The following is an 18,607-nucleotide window of genomic DNA, read 5'->3' on the forward strand; positions in this document are numbered from 1 at the left end:
TCAATGATCATTGTTCCTTGATTTATCGGTTTATCGGTATTCTTCTGATTATCAGAATCTTTATCTTTGTTCGAGCCTGATCCGCCTTTTTTATCATCACTATTGTCATCTTTTGACGTTGCGGCTTCTAGCATATATTCATTGGCTTCCATCAACATGTGAGCACTGATTCGTTTTCTGAAGCTCACCAACGAACTGGCTTCAAAAGGAGCGCTATCTTGATAACCAGAAAGTCCTATAAAATATTGGTAGTATGGATTCTCAGTCAACTGGTCAACAAGTTCACGGTCCGCATATCCATATTTTATTTGAATGATTAAAGCGCCTAATGCCATCCGAAGTGGCTTGGCAACATTGCCGGTATCGCTTTGAAATAGCTCAGCATATTTCTCTTCAAATTTCTTCCAGGGTATTTGGTCTGCCAAGGTAACCCACCTATTCTTAGGGTTCATCTTAAGCCCAAGTGGCTGATTAAAATCAAGGAAAGTAGGTTGAGAATCATCGGATAGAATATACATGTTTTTTAGGCTCCTACAGAATTATTTGACATAGAGTGCAAGGATAATGCTTAAATTCAAGAAATACCCTTGCACTTATTATAACAAAAATCTGCTTCAAATGCAGTAAAATCAGGGTTTTTAAGTTAATCAGCAGACACTATTTATAAGGGCATACAAGCTTTTTGTCTCTTGCAAATGTCAAAGACGGTTTATCTTAGCCTGACCTTTCTAATTCTGTCAACTAAGAAAAATCGATTCTATAAGAAGAGTCAAATTTTTTACCAGTATCTAATGCAATCATACCGGATTTGTCACTGAAATCACCGGTAAAATCTTCATAGTCACAGTGGCCAAACCAGGGTTCAATGCAGACAAATGGTGCACCAGATGGCTTTGACCATAAACCTAATAAGGGGAAACCATCAAAATCCATGGTGATTACATGATTGTTTTTCTTGTTTTTCAAACTGATTTTCCTAGAACTAAGGTCTTTAAAAATAAGGGCATCTCCCTTAAATAGCTCAGGCCTTAAAGCTATCTTCTTCTCTGAATTCAGAAAGGGTATTTTATCATGAAGCATGTAACCTCCATCATTAATGGGTAGCACAGGACAAGTCTCATCCCTGTCAAACTCAAAATAATAGTCTTCCATCGCTTCTCCCGACAATAAGGGGCAGTTAAAACCAGGATGCGCACCAATCGAAAAGTAGATGGTTTGTTCATCTAGATTTTCCACGATATAGCCGATCTTAAGGCTTGTGTCTTTTAGCTCATAGATTATCTTCAGGTTAAACTTATAAGGGTATATTTCTAGAGATGTTTCATCCCATTTTAAGGATAGAATGACTCTACTCTCCTCTTTTTCTATGACCTCAAAAACTCGGTCTCTGGCAAATCCGTGTTGTCCAAGTTCATAGATTTTCTCACCAATTCTATACTGATTATCCTTGACTTTCCCTACTATGGGAAATAAAATAGGCGCATGTCTTCCCCAATATTCCGGATCTCCGGTCCATATAAACTCAAGGTGATTCCCACAACTTATCACACTGATGAGTTCCCCGCCTTGTTCTGATATCTTAACTTTTAGTTTTTCGTTATGAAGTAAAATCCCCATCTGATCCTCCTATGTTCGACAAACCTTTGATTAACCGATCCAGTAAGTTATTGTAATCATGGTTAAAGGGTCAAAACTAAGTTTCATTAAATTCTCATACCATATATAGATTACCTTGATACATTCGTAACTATATATGGTATGAGAAAGTTCAACTATATGGTTTTGACGCCTTAACCAATCATTCAGTCTTTTAATTCTATGTTTTTGTAAAAATAAGTGTTAATTGCTCCGGTGTTAAGCTTTCTAGATTGGATTGTACACCTTTAATTTGTTCTTGTACAATCGTGATCTTCTCTTGGCCTTTATTGATTCTGGGCGACGACTATCGTACTTGTAATTAGCATAACCATGATCATCATCCAACTTAATTTTCTCATATCAATCGCCTCCTTCATCAAATAGGTTGTCATCGGATAAATCGTCCTCTTCGACGGCATCTAGTTTTGTCAAAACATCTTCTAGCAATGCGTCTAGTTCTTTTAGCATTAATGCCCGTTCATCTATTTCTTCTAGATTTTCTGATTTCGCTACAATAACACCTTCTTCTTTATACTCTATCCCATCATCTGTCTGGCTATCATCGCCTTCTTCTGCTTCTTCTGGGACCTCTACCTTCAAAGATTTAGATGTATCTTCATTTTCTACTGATTCGTACTGTTTTATAGAATCATCTTCTGCTCTATTATCCGTTTCTTCTTGTTCTATAGGTTTTATTAGATCTGTTTCATTAGCTTCATCATGGGTTGGTGTCTCTATAACTTTTGTGACCTGCCGTTCTGTACATCCCACAAAAAAAGGGTTCATTTTGTTCGAGCTGCTACTTCTTCTTCAAGAATCTCCACTTGATAAATAATCTGCTGTCCCATACGATTAAGGCTACTATTTAATTCCTAGATTTCATTTTTATGATGTTCCAAATCTAACGCTCACACATTAAGCTTGTCCATGATATTATCTACTTCTATTGTGTTATGGATTCGAATACGAACCAGCGTACCTTGACCGATATCTGATGTTATGGTTAGACCATAATCCTTACCATAATAGAGTTTAATCCTCTGGTCCACATTTTGAATGCCTACGCCACCCAACTTAACCTCTTGTAATTTCATTGGTTTTTCTGGATTGCTCGTGTCAAAGCCACACCCATTATCTTGGACTTCAAAGATAAGGTCATCGTCGTCACTAAAAACATGTATATCAATCTGACCGGAAGTGTCTTTTTTGCGTATACTATGATAGATGGCATTTTAACAAGGGGCTGTGACCGTTCATTCTAGGCATGTTGATCTCTGCAAGAACGATGTCCGGTTGGGCCTTTATAAAGATCTCAAGGCCGGTTTCACCATTGGCTGCTTCTAGCAACGCTGTGATACCCATGCCTTAAGATCTACTAATTTTTTTATACCCATTCGTATAATGGGTTCATCGTCCACAATTAATAACTTCATACGCGCACCCTACTTTTGAGAAATATTAGTATCTATGCTTTTTTTACCATATTCATATAGTCCGCGTAACCTTCTTCTTCCATTTTTTCATAGGGCACAAAGCGAAGGGCTGCACTGTTTAAGCAGTACCTTAAACCACCCTTATCTGCCGGTCCATCCGGGAAAACATGACCAAGATGACTATCTGCTATGGTACTTCTGACTTCAACTCTTTTGCTGAATAAGGTATTGTCTTCTTTGATAATGACCGCCTCTCCAGAAATCGGAACAAAGAAGCTTGGCCATCCGGTACCGGATTCGTATTTAGCCGCTGATGAAAACAGTGGTTCACCTGTAACGATGTCTACATAAATACCGGCATTATGGTTGTCCCAATATATGTTATTAAATGCTGGCTCCGTTCCGTTTTCTTGTGTCACTTTGTATTGTAAAGGTGTAAGCATGGTTTTTATCTCCTCTTCTGCTGGTTTTTCATAATTCATCGCTTTTGTCTCCCATTCATCAAAATCAACGTGGCAGTAGCCATTTGGATTCTTTTCCAAATAGTCCTGATGATAAGTTTCCGCTAAGTAATAGCCATTAAGGGGTAATACTTCTGTAAGATGCACCAATATCATTGCCTTGTTTGTTAAAGGATGTAGGGTCTAGCACTCTAAAGAAGACGTCTAAAAGTTCTTCTAGAGAAACTTTGCTGGTGGCATAACCGGGTGCCACATATTCTAATAAACCATGTGGAACTGATGAGTAAACCCAAGCTTCCCGCACCAAATCCTAATAAAATAAAGCTGGTTGATATACAAAAAAAAATAGATACAGCTTGAAAATCAACATGGGATGAATGGTCAATGGCCCTATTTTCTTACTTGAGCTTTTCTCCCCAACCAAGTCAGCTGAAAGGCGTGATACCTATACGGGTAATATTGGTAAAATACAAGGTGCAAAAAACGACAGAAGTCCTGCAACAAAGACAGTACTCATAAATAAGGCATCCGTTTCCATGGTCTCATCTCTTTCTTGTATAACTTAAGTCTATTATATACTGGTAATCATTATCATGCAATGTGTTTTATTCATAACTTTCTTAGATAATTTCATTAAATTATTGGATTAATACTTCAGAAAATGGTATATTGATTAAAGAAAAACTAAGGAGACTTAAATGAATACACAAATAGATCTGGATACAATCCGCACAACTGCAGAAAACTATTATAGAAATGGTGATTATTATTGCTCAGAGGCCATTGTTAAGACCATCAAAGATGAATTCCAACTCCCCATATCCGATGATATCATCGCTGCCGCTTCTGGTTTCCCTGTAGGTATGGGTAATTCAGGCTGCAGCTGTGGCGCTGTGATTGGTGGCCTCATGGCCTTAGGTCTGATTTTTGGTCGTACAGAGCCCAAAGATGAAAAAGTGGTGAAAACGATGAAGCTGGCCAATGAGCTACACGAGACTTTTAGAAAAAAACATAAAACACTATGCTGTAGGGTTCTAACAAAGGGCATGCATCTTGGCTCTCGTAAGCATATGGACCAATGTATATCTTTCACAGGTGAAGTCGCTGAAGAAGTCGCCAAAATCATCCTTCGAGAATCCGATTAAAAATAAGATTTATAATGATAAAAAGACCTAAGGCTATCCTTTATTGGAAATAACCTTAGGTCTTTAGTTATATTTAGATATTATTTTCCCATCTACCACAATTAATGGCCAGATTCTAGACATAAGCGGTTTTATGAGCACCTAATTAACTCTATGTTTCACATCATTGTCTTCATAGATCTGATTCATTCTGTCAATTATCATAGATGCATCACCTCATCTTCTTTTAATCTTATTTGTTATTATTGTAACCACTTGCAGATTATAATTCAGTATTTCATGTTACCATATATAAAACTTTTGTCCTCTTTTTCAAATCTCTTCCCGTTAAAGTATTAAGCATCTCTGACATAGAATATCTTTTGTCAATATCAAAATTACAGTAGCCATATGAATGCTGTCTACCACCAATGGATTTAATAAATTCGGAGATCAAACCAGTTAAGAACTGCTGCTGGCTGCTGCACTTGACGCGGTGATGGTGGCAATCATAGCTGCAGTCTGAGCCGCTATAATTGTTTCAATAGATACACTTAAAGTTGTCGTAATCAGTCCATTTTCCTTAGCGGATTCAATATAATAATCGGAAATGATACCAGATGCCAACAATATATTCATCCCTTTGCCCAGCCATTTGTATTTCTTCAAGCCCTTAAGGCAAGTGGCGACTTCTACAAAATCTTCGCCTAATACCTTTTCATCCATGTCCAGTAAGGCTATAAGACCAATCGCCGGATAATATTCTGTAGTCACCTTAAGCTTATTTTCTTTCATAACTTGAAAAAGATGGTTGCATCGATCCACCATGTCTCTCCCATTCATGGTACTAAAAGCCAGTATGTGTGAGAGTGTCTGAAGCCCATTGCTTTTGGTAAAACCAACGTCACTTAAAGCTCGGTAATAGGATTCTAGGGCATCTACTTGATGATCGGAAGTAGAGAGTAATATGGCCAAAGCATAATCATCACCACTGGTTAAGAAAGGATGGTTGGCTTTCATATCCTTATAGATCTCCATCGCTTTATCGATTCTCCGGACTGCTTCATCATTGGATACAAGGGTTTTTTCAAGTGCATAACTTGCCGTACATAAGTAACTACTTTGCTTAAAACCTGCCTCTTTAAGCAAGGGTTGCCTTCTATACATTTGATCAAATATATCTTCGGGCTTATCATATTGAGCGCACAGAAGACCGGCCACTGTAAAATTCATCATCCCTCTATAAGGTGAAAACGCGCCTGTTCGCGTCTTAATATATTTCTTCATGCCTTTAATCCGGTCCACATCTATATCCTTCTTACTCATTGTATAGCTAAGCGCTACCAGATGAATCAGCAAATTGTGTTCCCACATAAAAGGTTTTTCCAATATTAGAAAATTGTTCATTAAACTTTCTATTCTTTCTTGATAATATGGCTTCATTCTAATCTCCCTTTTCAAATCTCTATACTTGCTTAAAGCGTCAAATTTATTGTATCCAACTCTCATTTTACCCCATACGCATTATTATAGCCATGGTCATCCCCCGATATTTAATGGTATTTTAATTTCAACACAAAAAACAGCAAGCATTCATTTTCCACCTTTCCCTCGAGGTCAAAAACAAATACTTGCTACTTATAAATTTTCATACATACTACGGAAGGGTTTTCATGGGACCACCTCTATGCCTTAAAGCCCCTACTGTTCTGCGTATAAACCGACTCATTAAGCTTATTCTTACCATAAGTCAGTCCCGCATAAACCTGTTGTCCATTTTGAATCAGTGGTGCTGTCTTCTGCTCTTCTTTGGCCGCTTGTTGCCATCCGATCAGGAGCATATTTAGAACATCTTTGGCTGATTCTAGTGGCTTCACACTGTTCTTAATAGAAGCTTCAATAAATCGTTTGTTCACGAAAATATACAGGGACATCAAATCTCTTGAAATATCATATTGAAAATCCAGATTGTCACTTAGTTCCCTAAGTAGCCGTGTTGCTCTGTTCATGCTGTTGGTAAAGCCTTTTTCGTCCTCTTGATCAAATCTTGCTATGGCTTCATCCATTTCTGTAATCAGCATCTCATAGTTGATGACCACTAAGTCGTTTTGACTGGCGTTTACAATTCTTGTTTGAAATTCTTTAGCAAGTTGTGCATTCATCTAATCACCCTAACCTTGTAAGAGTTGCAGTAATGACTGTGGCCTTTGATTGGCTTGTGCAAGCATGGATGTTCCTGCTTGTTGAATGATGTTCTGTAATGTAAATTGTGACATCTCATAAGCCATATCCGCATCTAGGATTCTAGATAAGGACGCTGTCATGTTTTCTGAAGCCGCTTCTAAGTTGGCTATAGTATGCTCAAGTCGGTTCTGATATGCACCAAGCTTGGATCTTACCGTAGAAATGGTCTGAATGGCTGTATCCACGATACCGATTGCTTCTTGAGCACCACCGGATGTAGATAGGTTAAGGTCTGTTATACCAAGGGCTCTTGGTGATAAGTTCTGAATCCTAATCTCCATAAACTGACCTTCATTGGCACCAATCTGCAAATCAAGAGGTCCTGTCTGAAGCAAGTTCATGGTTACCATACCGATGTCGTCACCTGATACCAGCCTTAACTCAAAATTATTGTTGGACTCAAAGACAATATCACGACCAACGGTGGTTACCGTTGTACCTGCCGGGAAACCGTCAATAACATTGGTAGTTTCCGGTTTATCAAAAACAATGCTAGAGCCATTAATCTGAACGTTACGTCCTAAGTTGCCAAAGCCTTTTTCAAGGGTGATGTTGCCTGTGGCATAACCTAGCGCTGTCGCTGTCGCTACATCAGCCGCGTCTGAGGTTGTATTTGGCTTTAACGTCACTTCATGTCCATCTTTATTAAAAGCTACGAGTTTATTGGGTACATCGTCGGTAAAAGCAAAATAAGTGTCGCTTCCTGCTGTTACTGCTGCTGCATTTAAAGATGTTAAAATACCTTCTCTGCCTGCTTGAGTATCTAAATCATAAGGACCTAAAGCATTAAAGTCAACCACTGGAAGTATTGCTGTACCATCAACATAAATGGCAATCTCACCTGTTAAATTACCTGCACCGGTTGCTATACCGTCTACAGGTACACTTTTTGTAAGATCGGCGGTACCGTTTCCTGTTACAACTTCACCTAATTCAAAAGCACCTAGTTCGCTAGCGAGAGTGACATCATTGGCCTCTGCTGCATTCGCAGGTTCAACGACAAGGGGCTTAGCAGAATAGATGACTAACTCACCAGTACTAGAATAGGAAAGCTCTAGACCGGGTATGCCGGCTGTTTTTAGCTTCTCATATATGCTTTGATTCGTATCTGCATCATTTAGGGATACAGTTGTACCATTAATCAGAACATTGCCACCTGGCGCTGTTATGGTCGTGTTGACACCAATATTTATCATCGTTTCAAACACATTGGCTGTATTGGGTTGAAAATGTTCATTATCAAGGCCCAGTGCTCTAAGAAGGCTTAGGTCTCCTGTGACATTCAGCTCTCTTGGACCAAACTGGTTCATAGCTAAGCTAAGTGCCTTACCATTACCAAAAGGTGGTACCGGTTCAATGGTGATGCTGACATCCACCCTTGAAGATAAGTCTCTTAGCTTAGAAAAGACTTCTTCACTGGTATCACCTGTATTAATTTTCACCTGTTCACCGTTAATATTAATGGTCCCTTCAACCGTTGCTTTGCCATTACCGTCAAATAAATCAACAATACCACCTGTATCTTTGGTCACGCTGGCAAGTTGGGATACTTCAAAAGTGTAGACCCCAGCTTCTACTGTATCGCTCATAGATACAATATCTGCGATGTCCGCATTGGTGGAGAAGGCTCTACGGTCGATATCACCGTTTAGAAGCTTCATTTGATTGAATTCAATGGATGAGGAGATTCTTTCAATCTCGTTTTGCATTTGTCTAACTTCATCTTGTACTGCTTTTCTGTCTTGCGCATCGTAAGTACCATTTGAAACTTGAACCGACAATTCCCTTACTCTTTGAAGCATGGCATGCACTTCATTAAGCGCACCCTCTGCTGTCTGTATTAATGATATGCCGTCCATGGCATTTCGATTCGCCTGTTTCAATCCTCTTACTTGCGTGTCCATTTTTTGAGTGATTGCGAGACCTGCCGCATCGTCCGCTGCATTATTGATTCTAAGGCCAGATGATAATCTTTGTAATGTTTTGTCCAACTTACTGTTAGATTTATCTAGCTGATGCAGAGCACGAAGTGAAGGAATATTGTGGTTAATTCTCATAGTGTACACACCTCTCTGATTGAAATTTTTGTGACAGACATTCTTTTTCCTTAAAGATGATGCTGCCTTGGCAATGATATTTCATCACGTCATTCTTTTTCTACAATGTTTATCGACATATTTCTCAATTATTTTAGTTGAAAATGAAAAATATGTTCATTTATCACTTTTTCTTATTTTTTTCTTGTCCTTTGGCCTCATCCATCTTTTGAATGATGGCAGAAAGACCGGTTGCAATCTCGCCTACTTGCGTGGGTATGGTCCTTGGTTTTTTCTTTGTCGCCTCTGGCTTAACTTCCATATAGACCTCCTAGATCTGAATCTCAAACGTTGATCCGTCCGTTTTTCTAATAGTATTATGCTCAATATCATTTTTTTGTATGCTGGTTATGGGATCTTCAGCCACAAAATTGTTATAGCTGATACCTCCAAAACCAAAATTGGTTTGGGCAACCATCTGCTTAATCTCATTTTCAAAGCCTTTAACCAGTTCTAAGTCTTCTTTGTTGGACGATTGAATGTTCAACTGCATCGTCGTTTTCTGAATCTCGACCAAAGCCTGAACCGTACCCATATGTTGGGTCTTAAAGCTCATGAAAATCTTAATGCCTTCTAAATCTTCTCTTATGTCTGCTTCATCATCACCTAGAATATAGAGATTCAATTGGCTGATTTCCCCACCCATCATAACCGGTATCTGGTAATAATTATCTTTAAGTTGCACCATTTGTGTATGATTTAGAGTTAAGCTTGCACTTTGAAGGTTCTTAATGTCTTTGGCATCCATCGTGTTTTTTCCATCTAAAAGTTCTTGTTCTAAACTGGTCATCAACTTCTTCAAGTCTTCTATGGACTTCTCACCTTTTAACATGCCTTCTGATACATTTTTTACCTGCTCTATCATACGGCCTTTTTGATCCTCATTGTCAAAGGCATGGATGACTTCCCTTAATCGACCCATGAACTCAAAAGGTTCCTTATTCAAGGCCATGGCTTTTTCTAAATGGCTGGGTGTTATGGGCATCTCATTTTTGATCATGGTTTTAACAATCTCCGGATGCTCTTTGGCAAATTCCAGATATTTCATGATTTGCGTCTGTTCCTTCATGCCGACTTCTTTTTGGCTAGTTGCTTTGACGCTGTCCATATGGTGCTTTAGATTTTCAAGGGGCATTTTTTCATAGTCTTGAAGTTTTAAGTCTTCTAGTGTCTGAGTTAACTTAGGTTGACTCAAAGTCGCTATAAAATCTTTGACTTGAAGGTCCAAAAGCTCTTTTCTTAAAATATGAACTTCTGATAAGGCTACGTCCATATCATCAAGTGCTGTTACAGCATTCACCAGCGAATGGGTTGCACGTCTACCCATACTCTCAATGGCACTTAATACTTGTTCTCTAATACTAGCCCTTGGTCGTATCACTTCTAAGGTTCTGCCAAAGTCATCGTCAATATCCGCTGCTATGGCTGGTCTTAGACCTTTGGTCTTTTGAATGAATTTTGAGGCTTCAAAAAGTTGTTCTAGATTCAAGGGCAATCCGTTTTTGACCAAAAATCCTGTAGCAGCACCTTTTGAACGGGTCACTGTGTCAAAAGTTCTGTAAATACCCAATAAGCTTTCCCGTTCCTGTACTGTTAAAGTCTTGGTGGCATCCAGTTCTACAATCAATCGACTGATCTTCTCTGATCCTGTCTCACCAAAGACTTCTTCAAAACGACCCATCCATTCTAGCATTTCATCCATATCAAGATCCAGTGGGGTAATCCCTGACTTAATCATCGAAATAACCATATGGGGATTCATGCGGGTGGTAATGGTCTCAACTTTACTTTGTACAATCTGAATCTGTATAATATTTTCAACGGTTAATGGCATTTCATTTCTGGCTAAGATCTGTACCGCTTCTATAGATTTGGGCGTAACCTCCAGATTAAGATCTTCAAGTATGGGCTCAATCTGATTAAAAGTTTTCTCCACTTTATCCCCAAGATCTGTCCTAACCTTCGTTCCGCTTTCTTCGTATTGTCTTATGGCTGATTGTGCTTGGACTTGATTCTGATTCTGGCTCTGATTCAAACCAAACTTTGCTATAAATGCTGTATCTTCATCTAGGGTTCTAGCTGTAGACATGTCATTTATGGTCATGGTAGGATGACCCATAAGACGCAGCAATACAGAATCCGGCAAAGCATCGACCTGGCTAACTTGATCCATCGTTCTTACCATGGTTTCAATGTTTTTATCACTAGGAAGCATTTCGTGGCCTTGAGCTAAGCTGCGATAAATCTGCTGTTCATGCTCTCTTAGGGCTTCTACAATTTTTTCCAAAGGCTCTGTTGTTATTTTTATGCCCTTACTTTCCATCTTAGCGGCTGCCTCTATGGACATTTTTAGTCGAATTTCCTCTAGGTGACGTTTGTGATTAATGGCCTGCTGAAGCACTTTCAAATCCGTTTTTTCTGGTGGGTTAAGCGCCTCTTCATGGACCGCTTGACCTTTAAAAAGCTGCTCTAAGGTCATCGCTGTGTCTTCTTTGATGGCCCAAAGTATATGTGAATCTTGTATCTTATGCAATTTATGGATTAAATCAATAGGATCCATATTCATATTGTTCTGTTCCTTGATGGTGTCCTTATTCTGAACATGTATCTGGTCTAAAGGATCAAGAACAACTTGATCCGCCGGTTGATTATGCTTCATCTGATGGATGATGTTTTTTATGGTTGTATCCATATCGACTTTAGACATTTTTTCTTTTGGACTCAGTAAAAAATCTATCTTTTCCTTGGTGATATCTATGTTACGAGAAATCATGTCTTTGGTGACTTCTATGGCTTTTGAGGTCGGTTCTATTTCGTTTTTTTCCAAGTAGTCTTTAACCATCTTCGTCATGTCTTCATGCCCCATGTCTGGATGTGTAACCCATGGTAAGGGAGTATGAATCGCTTTGTAAGCCTCCTGAATCGTGGTTGGCGCTTTATTGCTCACTAAGGCAAGACCTTTTGCGTCCGATTGCGTGATAATGGTCTTAAGCTGTCCCAATACTTCATTGATTTTATCGAGATTTTTCTTATTAACAGGCATATCACTGGCTTTTAGATGTCCAATAATTCTTTCTAGTTGATTCCCATCCTTATACTGACCTGTGAAATGATCCACTTCAACTTTAATGGCTTCTTTTATAGCCTCAAGGTCGTGATTATGGATGGCTTCTTTGTTGGTTTTTACCACTTGAGTCATAAGGCTGATACCGAGCTTATTGATGTTCAGCTCTTGTTGGAGCATGGTTTTCTCATCTTGGGAGGTCATTTTATTCACCAATTCACTTAAGTCTGCTTTGACCTGGTCTACCATTTTGAACAATGCTTTTTCTTCTGATGCATCAAGGGGTTTGATTGCACGAAGTAGTGCCTTTGGATAGGACTTGGATATTTCAAGAGATTTTTTTCTTCCGGAAGCATCCGAAATCATCTCCTTATCCTCTACTGATTGGCTCGGTGGTAGGTATTTCAATTCCATACTGGTTTTTTTGACTTTTGTTACTTCAAGACGTAGATCTTCACCAACAGCTTCAACAACCGGTATGTGACTTTTAAGTTCAATGAGGCGCTCGTCAAGTAGGATGGTCGTCATACCATCATTTTTCTTTTCCACTTGAGCGTTAAGCACCATGCCTTTTATATAGGCGTTCTCTCTTATATTTGAATCAACACTCGGCTGATTTTCCATGCGTATATGTATGCCCTGGGTCATTTTACCATCTCCATTCTTCATCTATTTCATCGGCATTAATGAACCATTACATGAGAAGGTCTCTAAGCTTTTTATTCACTTAGAGACCTTCTTAATTCATTAAACATATGAGTTATTCCAAAATTCGACAAAAGCCTTATTATTTAGACCCTGAATTTATCTACTTCCAATTTAAGGCCATCTGCATTTTTCTTAGTGCTTCTAATCTCATCTTGAACATCTTTTGCTTGGTTCTTGGCTTCATTGATTCGATTGGCTATCACAACTGTTCCGCCTGCGCCTTCATTTGCCGCTGATGCTACACCATCAATGGTATCTAAAACACTTTGAAGTGAAGCCAGTAACTCTTCTGATGTCGCACTAAACTCTGTTACTAGGTCATCAACAAATCCGGCGTCCTCACTATAATGATCTGCAATTTCTAGCATGGATTTATAGTCATTATTAACATCCACAGACATGAATTCAAGCAGTTCATGGGCACTACCTGAGAGATTCTCCACTGAACCAGTTACCTTAACGGTAACATCTTGAATCTTAAGTACCGTATTCTTAGATTGCTCAGCCAACTTCTTAATCTCATCGGCAACAACGGAAAAGCCTCTTCCTGACTCACCGGCCCTTGCCGCTTCTATGGCTGCATTAAGTGCTAGTAAATTGGTCTGCTCTGTTATTTGCATGATGGACTCAGATAAGATGTCAATCTGCTCAACAACTTTTGATTCATTAATTGCATATTCAAGTCTTTGTTTGGTACTTTCAAAAATCTCTGATGTTTTTTTCTGAGCCATGTTCACATCTAACTTGGTTTTTTCTGCACGTTTGCTAATTTCACTCGCTGCAATTGAACCATCTTGTGAACGTTCTGCAATAGACTGAACCGCTTTTTCGATCTCTTGTGATGTTGCTGACATCTCCTGTGATGATGCTGCTGTCTCTTCCATATTGGCTGCTAGACCTTCTGTTGTTGAAGCCACTTCTTCCAAATTATTATTAAGGTGATTAACCTTTCCAATAACATTTTCGACTTCTTTTTTAATACTGTAAGATTCTTTCTTAATATTGTTAATCAAATTTTTGAGAGAGATATTCATGCTGTTTATGGCGCCTATTATTGATCCGATTTCATCTTTTCTTGATAGATATCTCTGGTCTATTTCCTGTGTAAAATCACCATCTGCAATGGTATTCAAGTATTCTGAAGCTTTAATAATCGGACGGGTGATAAATATCTCGCTAAAGAGATACATCAAAGTACCCGACAAAACCAAGATGCCACCAACAATGAGTAGGGTTCTTATTACCATTTGCTGTACGCCAAAATAGAGCTCACTTCTTGGTATGCTGATTAACAATTGCCACCTCGTACTTGGTAAAGTCGTAAAATATACCTCACTGGGTTCACCATTTATATCGATGATTTCCATACCTTCACTACTGGTAGTTAGAGCTTCTTTTATCTGCTGTAATTCCTCATCCTCAGATATATTCAATTTCATTTCTTTTTCTTTTATCGGATGGGCTAAGATATTGCCCTGACCATCCAGTAACATGGCAAAACCATTTTCACCGATTCTAACACTGTCAACCAGCTCTTGTATCGTCGTCAAATCATAATCTGCAGATACGACGCCAAGTATATTATTTCCTGAGCCTATGGCGACCGATGTGGTTATCATCGTAATCCCCGAAAGTTCATCAAAATATGGGTCTGTCCATCCTACACCACTTTCTGCATTTTTACCTACTAAGTACCAGTCATTAGATGGATAATCATACTCGGAACCCTCATAGTCCTCTGTATAAACAATGTCATCGCCATCTTTATAAAGATAAGGCCCAAAATATTGTGTGTTCGTATTATAGGTATAAGGTTCAATCCATAAACCTGATCCAAGTGTGTTGGGATTAAGAGGTAATATACTCTCTATGACCTTACTATAATCCTCTTTAGTCATCTCGTTTCCATAGCTTTTATAAATGTTTCCAATAGATTTTGCGATTTGGCTATGAGAGGTAAATTCATGTTCCATACTCTCAACAAGATACTTTAGGTTATAATTCACCTTTTCACCAATCTGGTTTGTGATTTCTTTTTGTGAATCTATAATGTTTGATGCTGCTATACTTATGGCCACAACAATAATAATAGGTAAAAAAATAGCAAGAATCTTGATTCTTATTGACATGTGCTTCTTCATAAAAAGCCACCTCCATGGGGTATTATCATTTTTGACTAGGATAGTTTAAGGAGTTATTGGAATATTGTTTGGATGCTTAATGATGTAAATGAAAGAGTTTTTCTGATTAGCAAAGAGTGTTAAGTACATTTTACCACCTATTGAAACCAGATACAAACTATAGTTAAAGGGTCAAAACTAAGTTTCACTAAATTCACATACCATATATAGATTACGTTGATGCATTCGTAACTATATATGGTATGTAAAAGTTCAACTATATAGTTTTGACGCCTTAACCAACTATATAAGAAATAAAATATCATATAAACTTGCACCGACTCGTATAATAAAAAGTTAAATTGTCGTTAATATCTTAATTTTATCACTTTTTTTTAGGTCTTTTTATGTTATAATTGGCTAAGGTGTCAATACCATATGGTTAAACTTTCACATACAATCTATCAATACTAATGTATCCATGTAATCTATAGATTGTATGTACGTTTAGTGAAACTTAGTTTTGATACCTTAACCATGGTTTGTTTAAGAAAATCATCACAGGAGGTTGTTATGCTCACTTTTGATAATTATGCCCTTAAGCTCTTAGAGGACTTAAGCCATTCATATGAACATACGCATTTAGACAACAGCGGTAATCATATTCGTATCCTGTGTGACGGATACATCGTTGAACTTGTCATTAAGGAATTGTTTCTAGACTATAAAGCCAATAATAATTATGTTGCTATCCTTAATCGAATTCTGACTTCTATAACAGAGTTTGAAAATACTGACGACGGTAAGATTGATTTAAACAAAATCTATCCGCTTGTTAAAAATCATCAAGACATAGTGGATGAACCTGATTGGTTATATACGCCATATTTCTTGAATCTTAATATGTGTTATGTTCAAGAAACTGGCATGAGTAAAAGACTTTTGACAAAACACCTTTTGGAGGATTATAAAACAATCAATCTCGTCAAGATTCATGAAGCTGCATATGAAAATCTAGCAAAGATTCAATGGACGCTTTCACAACCTGATAAAGATTATGATATCTACATGGTTCATGGTAACACTTATAGTGGATCTCTCTTATACCTAAATGAACTTCTTGATCAGGTTAAATCAAAGCTTGGCGAGACTTTTTTAACAGCTATGCCTAATGCAGATTTACTTGTATTTACAAAAGATACTATGGCCTATGCTAAGATGCTCAAAACGATCATTCGTTATGATCCTCTTCCTAATATATCTAGGTTGCTTTACCGGTATAATAAAGACACTTTTTACTATTATGACATGAACGACATCATAAAAGTGGTGAAATAGTAAAAGTTTAACTATATAGCTTTGACACCTAAACCGTACCTATAATTAAAATCAATTTAAAGAAGGGGAATGAAAATGGGATTATTTAAATTTTTAAAAGGAGAATTTATTGAAGTTATTCATTGGGAAGATGCTTCTCAAGATACAATGGTTTATAAATTCCCACTTGAAGGAAAACAACAAATTAAAGAAGGTGCACAATTAATCGTAAGGCCTTCACAGGTGGCTATTTTTGTATATGAAGGCCAAATTGCTGATGTTTATGAACCGGGGAAATATTCTCTTGTCACGGATACTATGCCTATACTGACTAGTCTATCTAACTGGAAACATTTATTTGAGAACCATTTTAAAACCGATGTTTATTTTGTTAATACAAAACAGTTTACCAACCAGAAATGGGGTACTACCAACCCTATTATGATGCGTGATCAAGATTTTGGTATGCTAAGGCTACGCGGCTTTGGTGTCTATGCCTTTAGAGTAGGTGATCCCGTTGTTTTTTTAAAAGAAGTTTTTGGATCGAATCGTTTTTATACTGTGGATAAGATTACTGAACATCTAAAAAGTCTTATTATCTCAAGTACTTCTGATGTTATTGCGGAATCTCAAATTGCGGCCATGGATCTTTCTACACAGTATGATGAAATAGGTCAAATGGCTATGGCTCGCATCATGGAACGGTTTGAAATATTCGGTCTCGCTATATCGGATTTTATTATAGAAAACTTATCCCTACCTGAATCAGTTGAGCAAGCCATCGACAAACGTACACAAATGGGGGCTCTTGGAGATCTTAACCAATATATGAAATTCCAATCGGCAGAAGCCATTCGTGATGCTGCTCAAAATACTGGCGGTGGAATGGCAAGTATGGGTGCTGGTTTAGGTGCCGGCATGGGCATTGGCAATATGATGAAAGATGCCATGTCAACACCCACCACTCCAACAGAAATAGCAGAACAAGTTGCTTCTGTGGTGCAAATCAACTGCCCAAAATGCCATGTTCTGGTCAATAAAGGTACAAAATTCTGTCCGGAATGTGGAAACAGCCTCGTCAATACTTGTATCTCCTGCGGTCATACCCTTGACATGGGAGCCAAATTCTGTGTAGACTGCGGTACAAGCCAAATCCTCGAACTTAATTGCTCTAAGTGTGGAGAAAAAATACAATCCGGTACAAAATTCTGCCCACATTGTGGCGAAAAAACTCAGGAGTAGGCTATGAAAGATATCAAAGAGAATGAATTGACTGATTATAAGACCGATGAAGAAGCAGAAATCTTAGATATTATTGAAGAGCAATTTGATGACGCGCTTATGGTGCCTTGTTCTTCTTGTGGAGGGAGGATGAAGTATAACCCTGAAGGGTCTAACCTTAAATGTTCACATTGTGACTCGACGCGTGATATTATGGCAGAAAACACCCAAATTGTTGAGCTTTGTTTTGAGTCTGCGTTAAAAGAAGATCTAAGTAGTTGGGATGAAGCCGATGTTCAGAGCTTTTCATGTAAGAATTGTGGAGCTGAAGTTATTTTTGAAGCACACACTCAGGCTAAGTTCTGTAATTATTGTGGCTCCTCTTATATTTCTTTGCATGAAGCAATGAAAACCATCCCGCCCCATTATTTAGTGCCTTTTAAAGTAGATCAACAAGAAGGTGAAGCTAAATTCAGGCACTGGATCACCAAACGTTGGTTCGCACCAAATGACTTAAATAAAGAATATAATAATCATAAGCTCTTAGGAACCTATGTACCTTATTGGACTTATGATACTCATACTTATTCTTATTATACAGCAGACCGAGGAGATTATTATTATGTGACACGAACACGGGTTGTTGATGGTAAAACTCAGACATACCAAGAAAGAAAAATTCGCTGGACCAGGGTTCGAGGTGACTATCCCAGATTTTTTGACGATATACTTGTTAGAGCGTCCAATAAAGTGGATGACCTCATGCTTAAGAAAATTGAACCTTTTAATCTCACAGATTTAGTAGCCTACAAACCAGAATATCTATCCGGTTTCTTCGCTGAACGTTATAGCCTATCTCTAGAAGATGGTTGGGCGTCCGCTATTAATATTGTTGATGATACTCTAAAATCAGAAGTCACGAGAAAAATTGGTGGCGACCAAGTCCGATTTTTGAATATAGATACCGCATACAAGGCTATTACTTATAAACATATACTTTTACCCATTTGGCTTTCTAGCTATCAGTACAAAACCAAAGTGTATCATTTTATGGTCAATGGCCAAACGGGCTTGGTGCATGGTGATTTCCCCAAAAGTCCTTGGAAAATTACCGGTGTGATATTAGCAGTTCTAACCTTCATCCTCATCATTGCTTATTTTGCCATGCAAAACGGCGCATA

At 38.1% G+C, this 18,607-nt stretch carries 16 protein-coding genes and 1 pseudogene; 4 read left to right on the plus strand and 13 right to left on the minus strand.

Going from position 1 to position 18,607, the window contains the following annotated elements; all coding sequences use genetic code 11:
- The 7 genes and pseudogenes from AC6F8J_RS08410 to AC6F8J_RS08440 form a co-directional block, all read right to left on the minus strand.
- Positions 1–518, minus strand: a 518-nt coding sequence (locus AC6F8J_RS08410; RefSeq protein WP_500722502.1) for a transposase, incomplete at its 3' end; no start/stop codon positions are given.
- A 223-nt stretch (positions 519–741) separates the two neighbouring features.
- On the minus strand, positions 742–1,617 hold the full coding sequence (locus AC6F8J_RS08415; protein WP_500722504.1) for an aldose epimerase family protein: 876 nt from the start codon (positions 1,615–1,617) through the stop codon (positions 742–744).
- A 381-nt stretch (positions 1,618–1,998) separates the two neighbouring features.
- A complete protein-coding gene (locus AC6F8J_RS08420; RefSeq protein ID WP_500722506.1) occupies positions 1,999–2,424 on the minus strand; it encodes a hypothetical protein in 426 nt (141 codons plus the stop codon).
- A 122-nt stretch (positions 2,425–2,546) separates the two neighbouring features.
- Positions 2,547–2,864 carry an ATP-binding protein gene (locus AC6F8J_RS08425; RefSeq protein WP_500722531.1) on the minus strand — a complete coding sequence of 106 codons (318 nt, stop codon included), beginning with the start codon at positions 2,862–2,864 and terminating at the stop codon, positions 2,547–2,549.
- Entirely contained in the window at positions 2,854–3,000 is a 147-nt protein-coding gene (locus tag AC6F8J_RS08430) for a hypothetical protein (protein ID WP_500722508.1), read from the minus strand. Before AC6F8J_RS08430 ends, AC6F8J_RS08425 begins: the two co-directional genes overlap by 11 nt.
- Positions 3,001–3,103: 103 nt before the next feature.
- The gene (msrB, locus tag AC6F8J_RS08435; RefSeq protein ID WP_500722533.1) at positions 3,104–3,553 is read right to left on the minus strand and encodes a peptide-methionine (R)-S-oxide reductase MsrB; all 450 of its coding nucleotides are present in this window, start codon (positions 3,551–3,553) and stop codon (positions 3,104–3,106) included.
- A 54-nt stretch (positions 3,554–3,607) separates the two neighbouring features.
- A pseudogene (locus tag AC6F8J_RS08440) lies at positions 3,608–3,836 on the minus strand (peptide-methionine (S)-S-oxide reductase); the annotation flags it as partial.
- 394 nt (positions 3,837–4,230) lie between these two features.
- Between AC6F8J_RS08440 and AC6F8J_RS08445 the strand changes: the two are divergent.
- Positions 4,231–4,677, plus strand: a complete 447-nt coding sequence (locus AC6F8J_RS08445; protein WP_500722510.1) for a C-GCAxxG-C-C family (seleno)protein — start codon at positions 4,231–4,233, stop codon at positions 4,675–4,677.
- A 441-nt stretch (positions 4,678–5,118) separates the two neighbouring features.
- Here AC6F8J_RS08445 and AC6F8J_RS08450 read toward each other — a convergent pair whose 3' ends face one another.
- The 6 genes from AC6F8J_RS08450 to AC6F8J_RS08475 all read right to left on the minus strand — a co-directional run bounded on the left by AC6F8J_RS08450 (position 5,119) and on the right by AC6F8J_RS08475 (position 14,909).
- Positions 5,119–6,099 carry a DUF4003 family protein gene (locus AC6F8J_RS08450; RefSeq protein WP_500722512.1) on the minus strand — a complete coding sequence of 327 codons (981 nt, stop codon included), beginning with the start codon at positions 6,097–6,099 and terminating at the stop codon, positions 5,119–5,121.
- Positions 6,100–6,341: 242 nt separating this feature from the next.
- Positions 6,342–6,818 (minus strand): flagellar protein FliS, encoded by a 477-nt coding sequence (locus AC6F8J_RS08455; RefSeq protein WP_500722514.1) that lies wholly within the window; start codon positions 6,816–6,818, stop codon positions 6,342–6,344.
- A 9-nt stretch (positions 6,819–6,827) separates the two neighbouring features.
- Positions 6,828–8,957, minus strand: coding sequence for a flagellin N-terminal helical domain-containing protein (locus tag AC6F8J_RS08460; protein ID WP_500722517.1), 2,130 nt, complete (start codon positions 8,955–8,957; stop codon positions 6,828–6,830).
- Positions 8,958–9,120: 163 nt separating this feature from the next.
- Positions 9,121–9,258, minus strand: coding sequence for a hypothetical protein (locus AC6F8J_RS08465; protein ID WP_500722519.1), 138 nt, complete (start codon positions 9,256–9,258; stop codon positions 9,121–9,123).
- Positions 9,259–9,267: 9 nt separating this feature from the next.
- On the minus strand, positions 9,268–12,729 hold the full coding sequence (locus tag AC6F8J_RS08470; RefSeq protein ID WP_500722521.1) for a DUF6240 domain-containing protein: 3,462 nt from the start codon (positions 12,727–12,729) through the stop codon (positions 9,268–9,270).
- Between the two features lie 122 nt (positions 12,730–12,851).
- Positions 12,852–14,909, minus strand: a complete 2,058-nt coding sequence (locus tag AC6F8J_RS08475) for a methyl-accepting chemotaxis protein (RefSeq protein ID WP_500722523.1) — start codon at positions 14,907–14,909, stop codon at positions 12,852–12,854.
- Positions 14,910–15,461: 552 nt separating this feature from the next.
- Between AC6F8J_RS08475 and AC6F8J_RS08480 the strand changes: the two genes are divergently transcribed.
- From AC6F8J_RS08480 to AC6F8J_RS08490, 3 genes are all read left to right on the plus strand, one after another.
- On the plus strand, positions 15,462–16,226 hold the full coding sequence (locus AC6F8J_RS08480) for a DUF1444 family protein (RefSeq protein ID WP_500722525.1): 765 nt from the start codon (positions 15,462–15,464) through the stop codon (positions 16,224–16,226).
- A 75-nt stretch (positions 16,227–16,301) separates the two neighbouring features.
- Positions 16,302–17,447: an SPFH domain-containing protein gene (locus AC6F8J_RS08485; protein ID WP_500722527.1), complete on the plus strand. Its 1,146-nt coding sequence runs from the start codon at positions 16,302–16,304 to the stop codon at positions 17,445–17,447.
- Positions 17,448–17,450: 3 nt separating this feature from the next.
- On the plus strand, positions 17,451–18,607 hold a 1,157-nt coding region (locus AC6F8J_RS08490), incomplete at its 3' end, for a hypothetical protein (RefSeq protein ID WP_500722529.1).

The organism is Petrocella sp. (assembly GCF_059865615.1).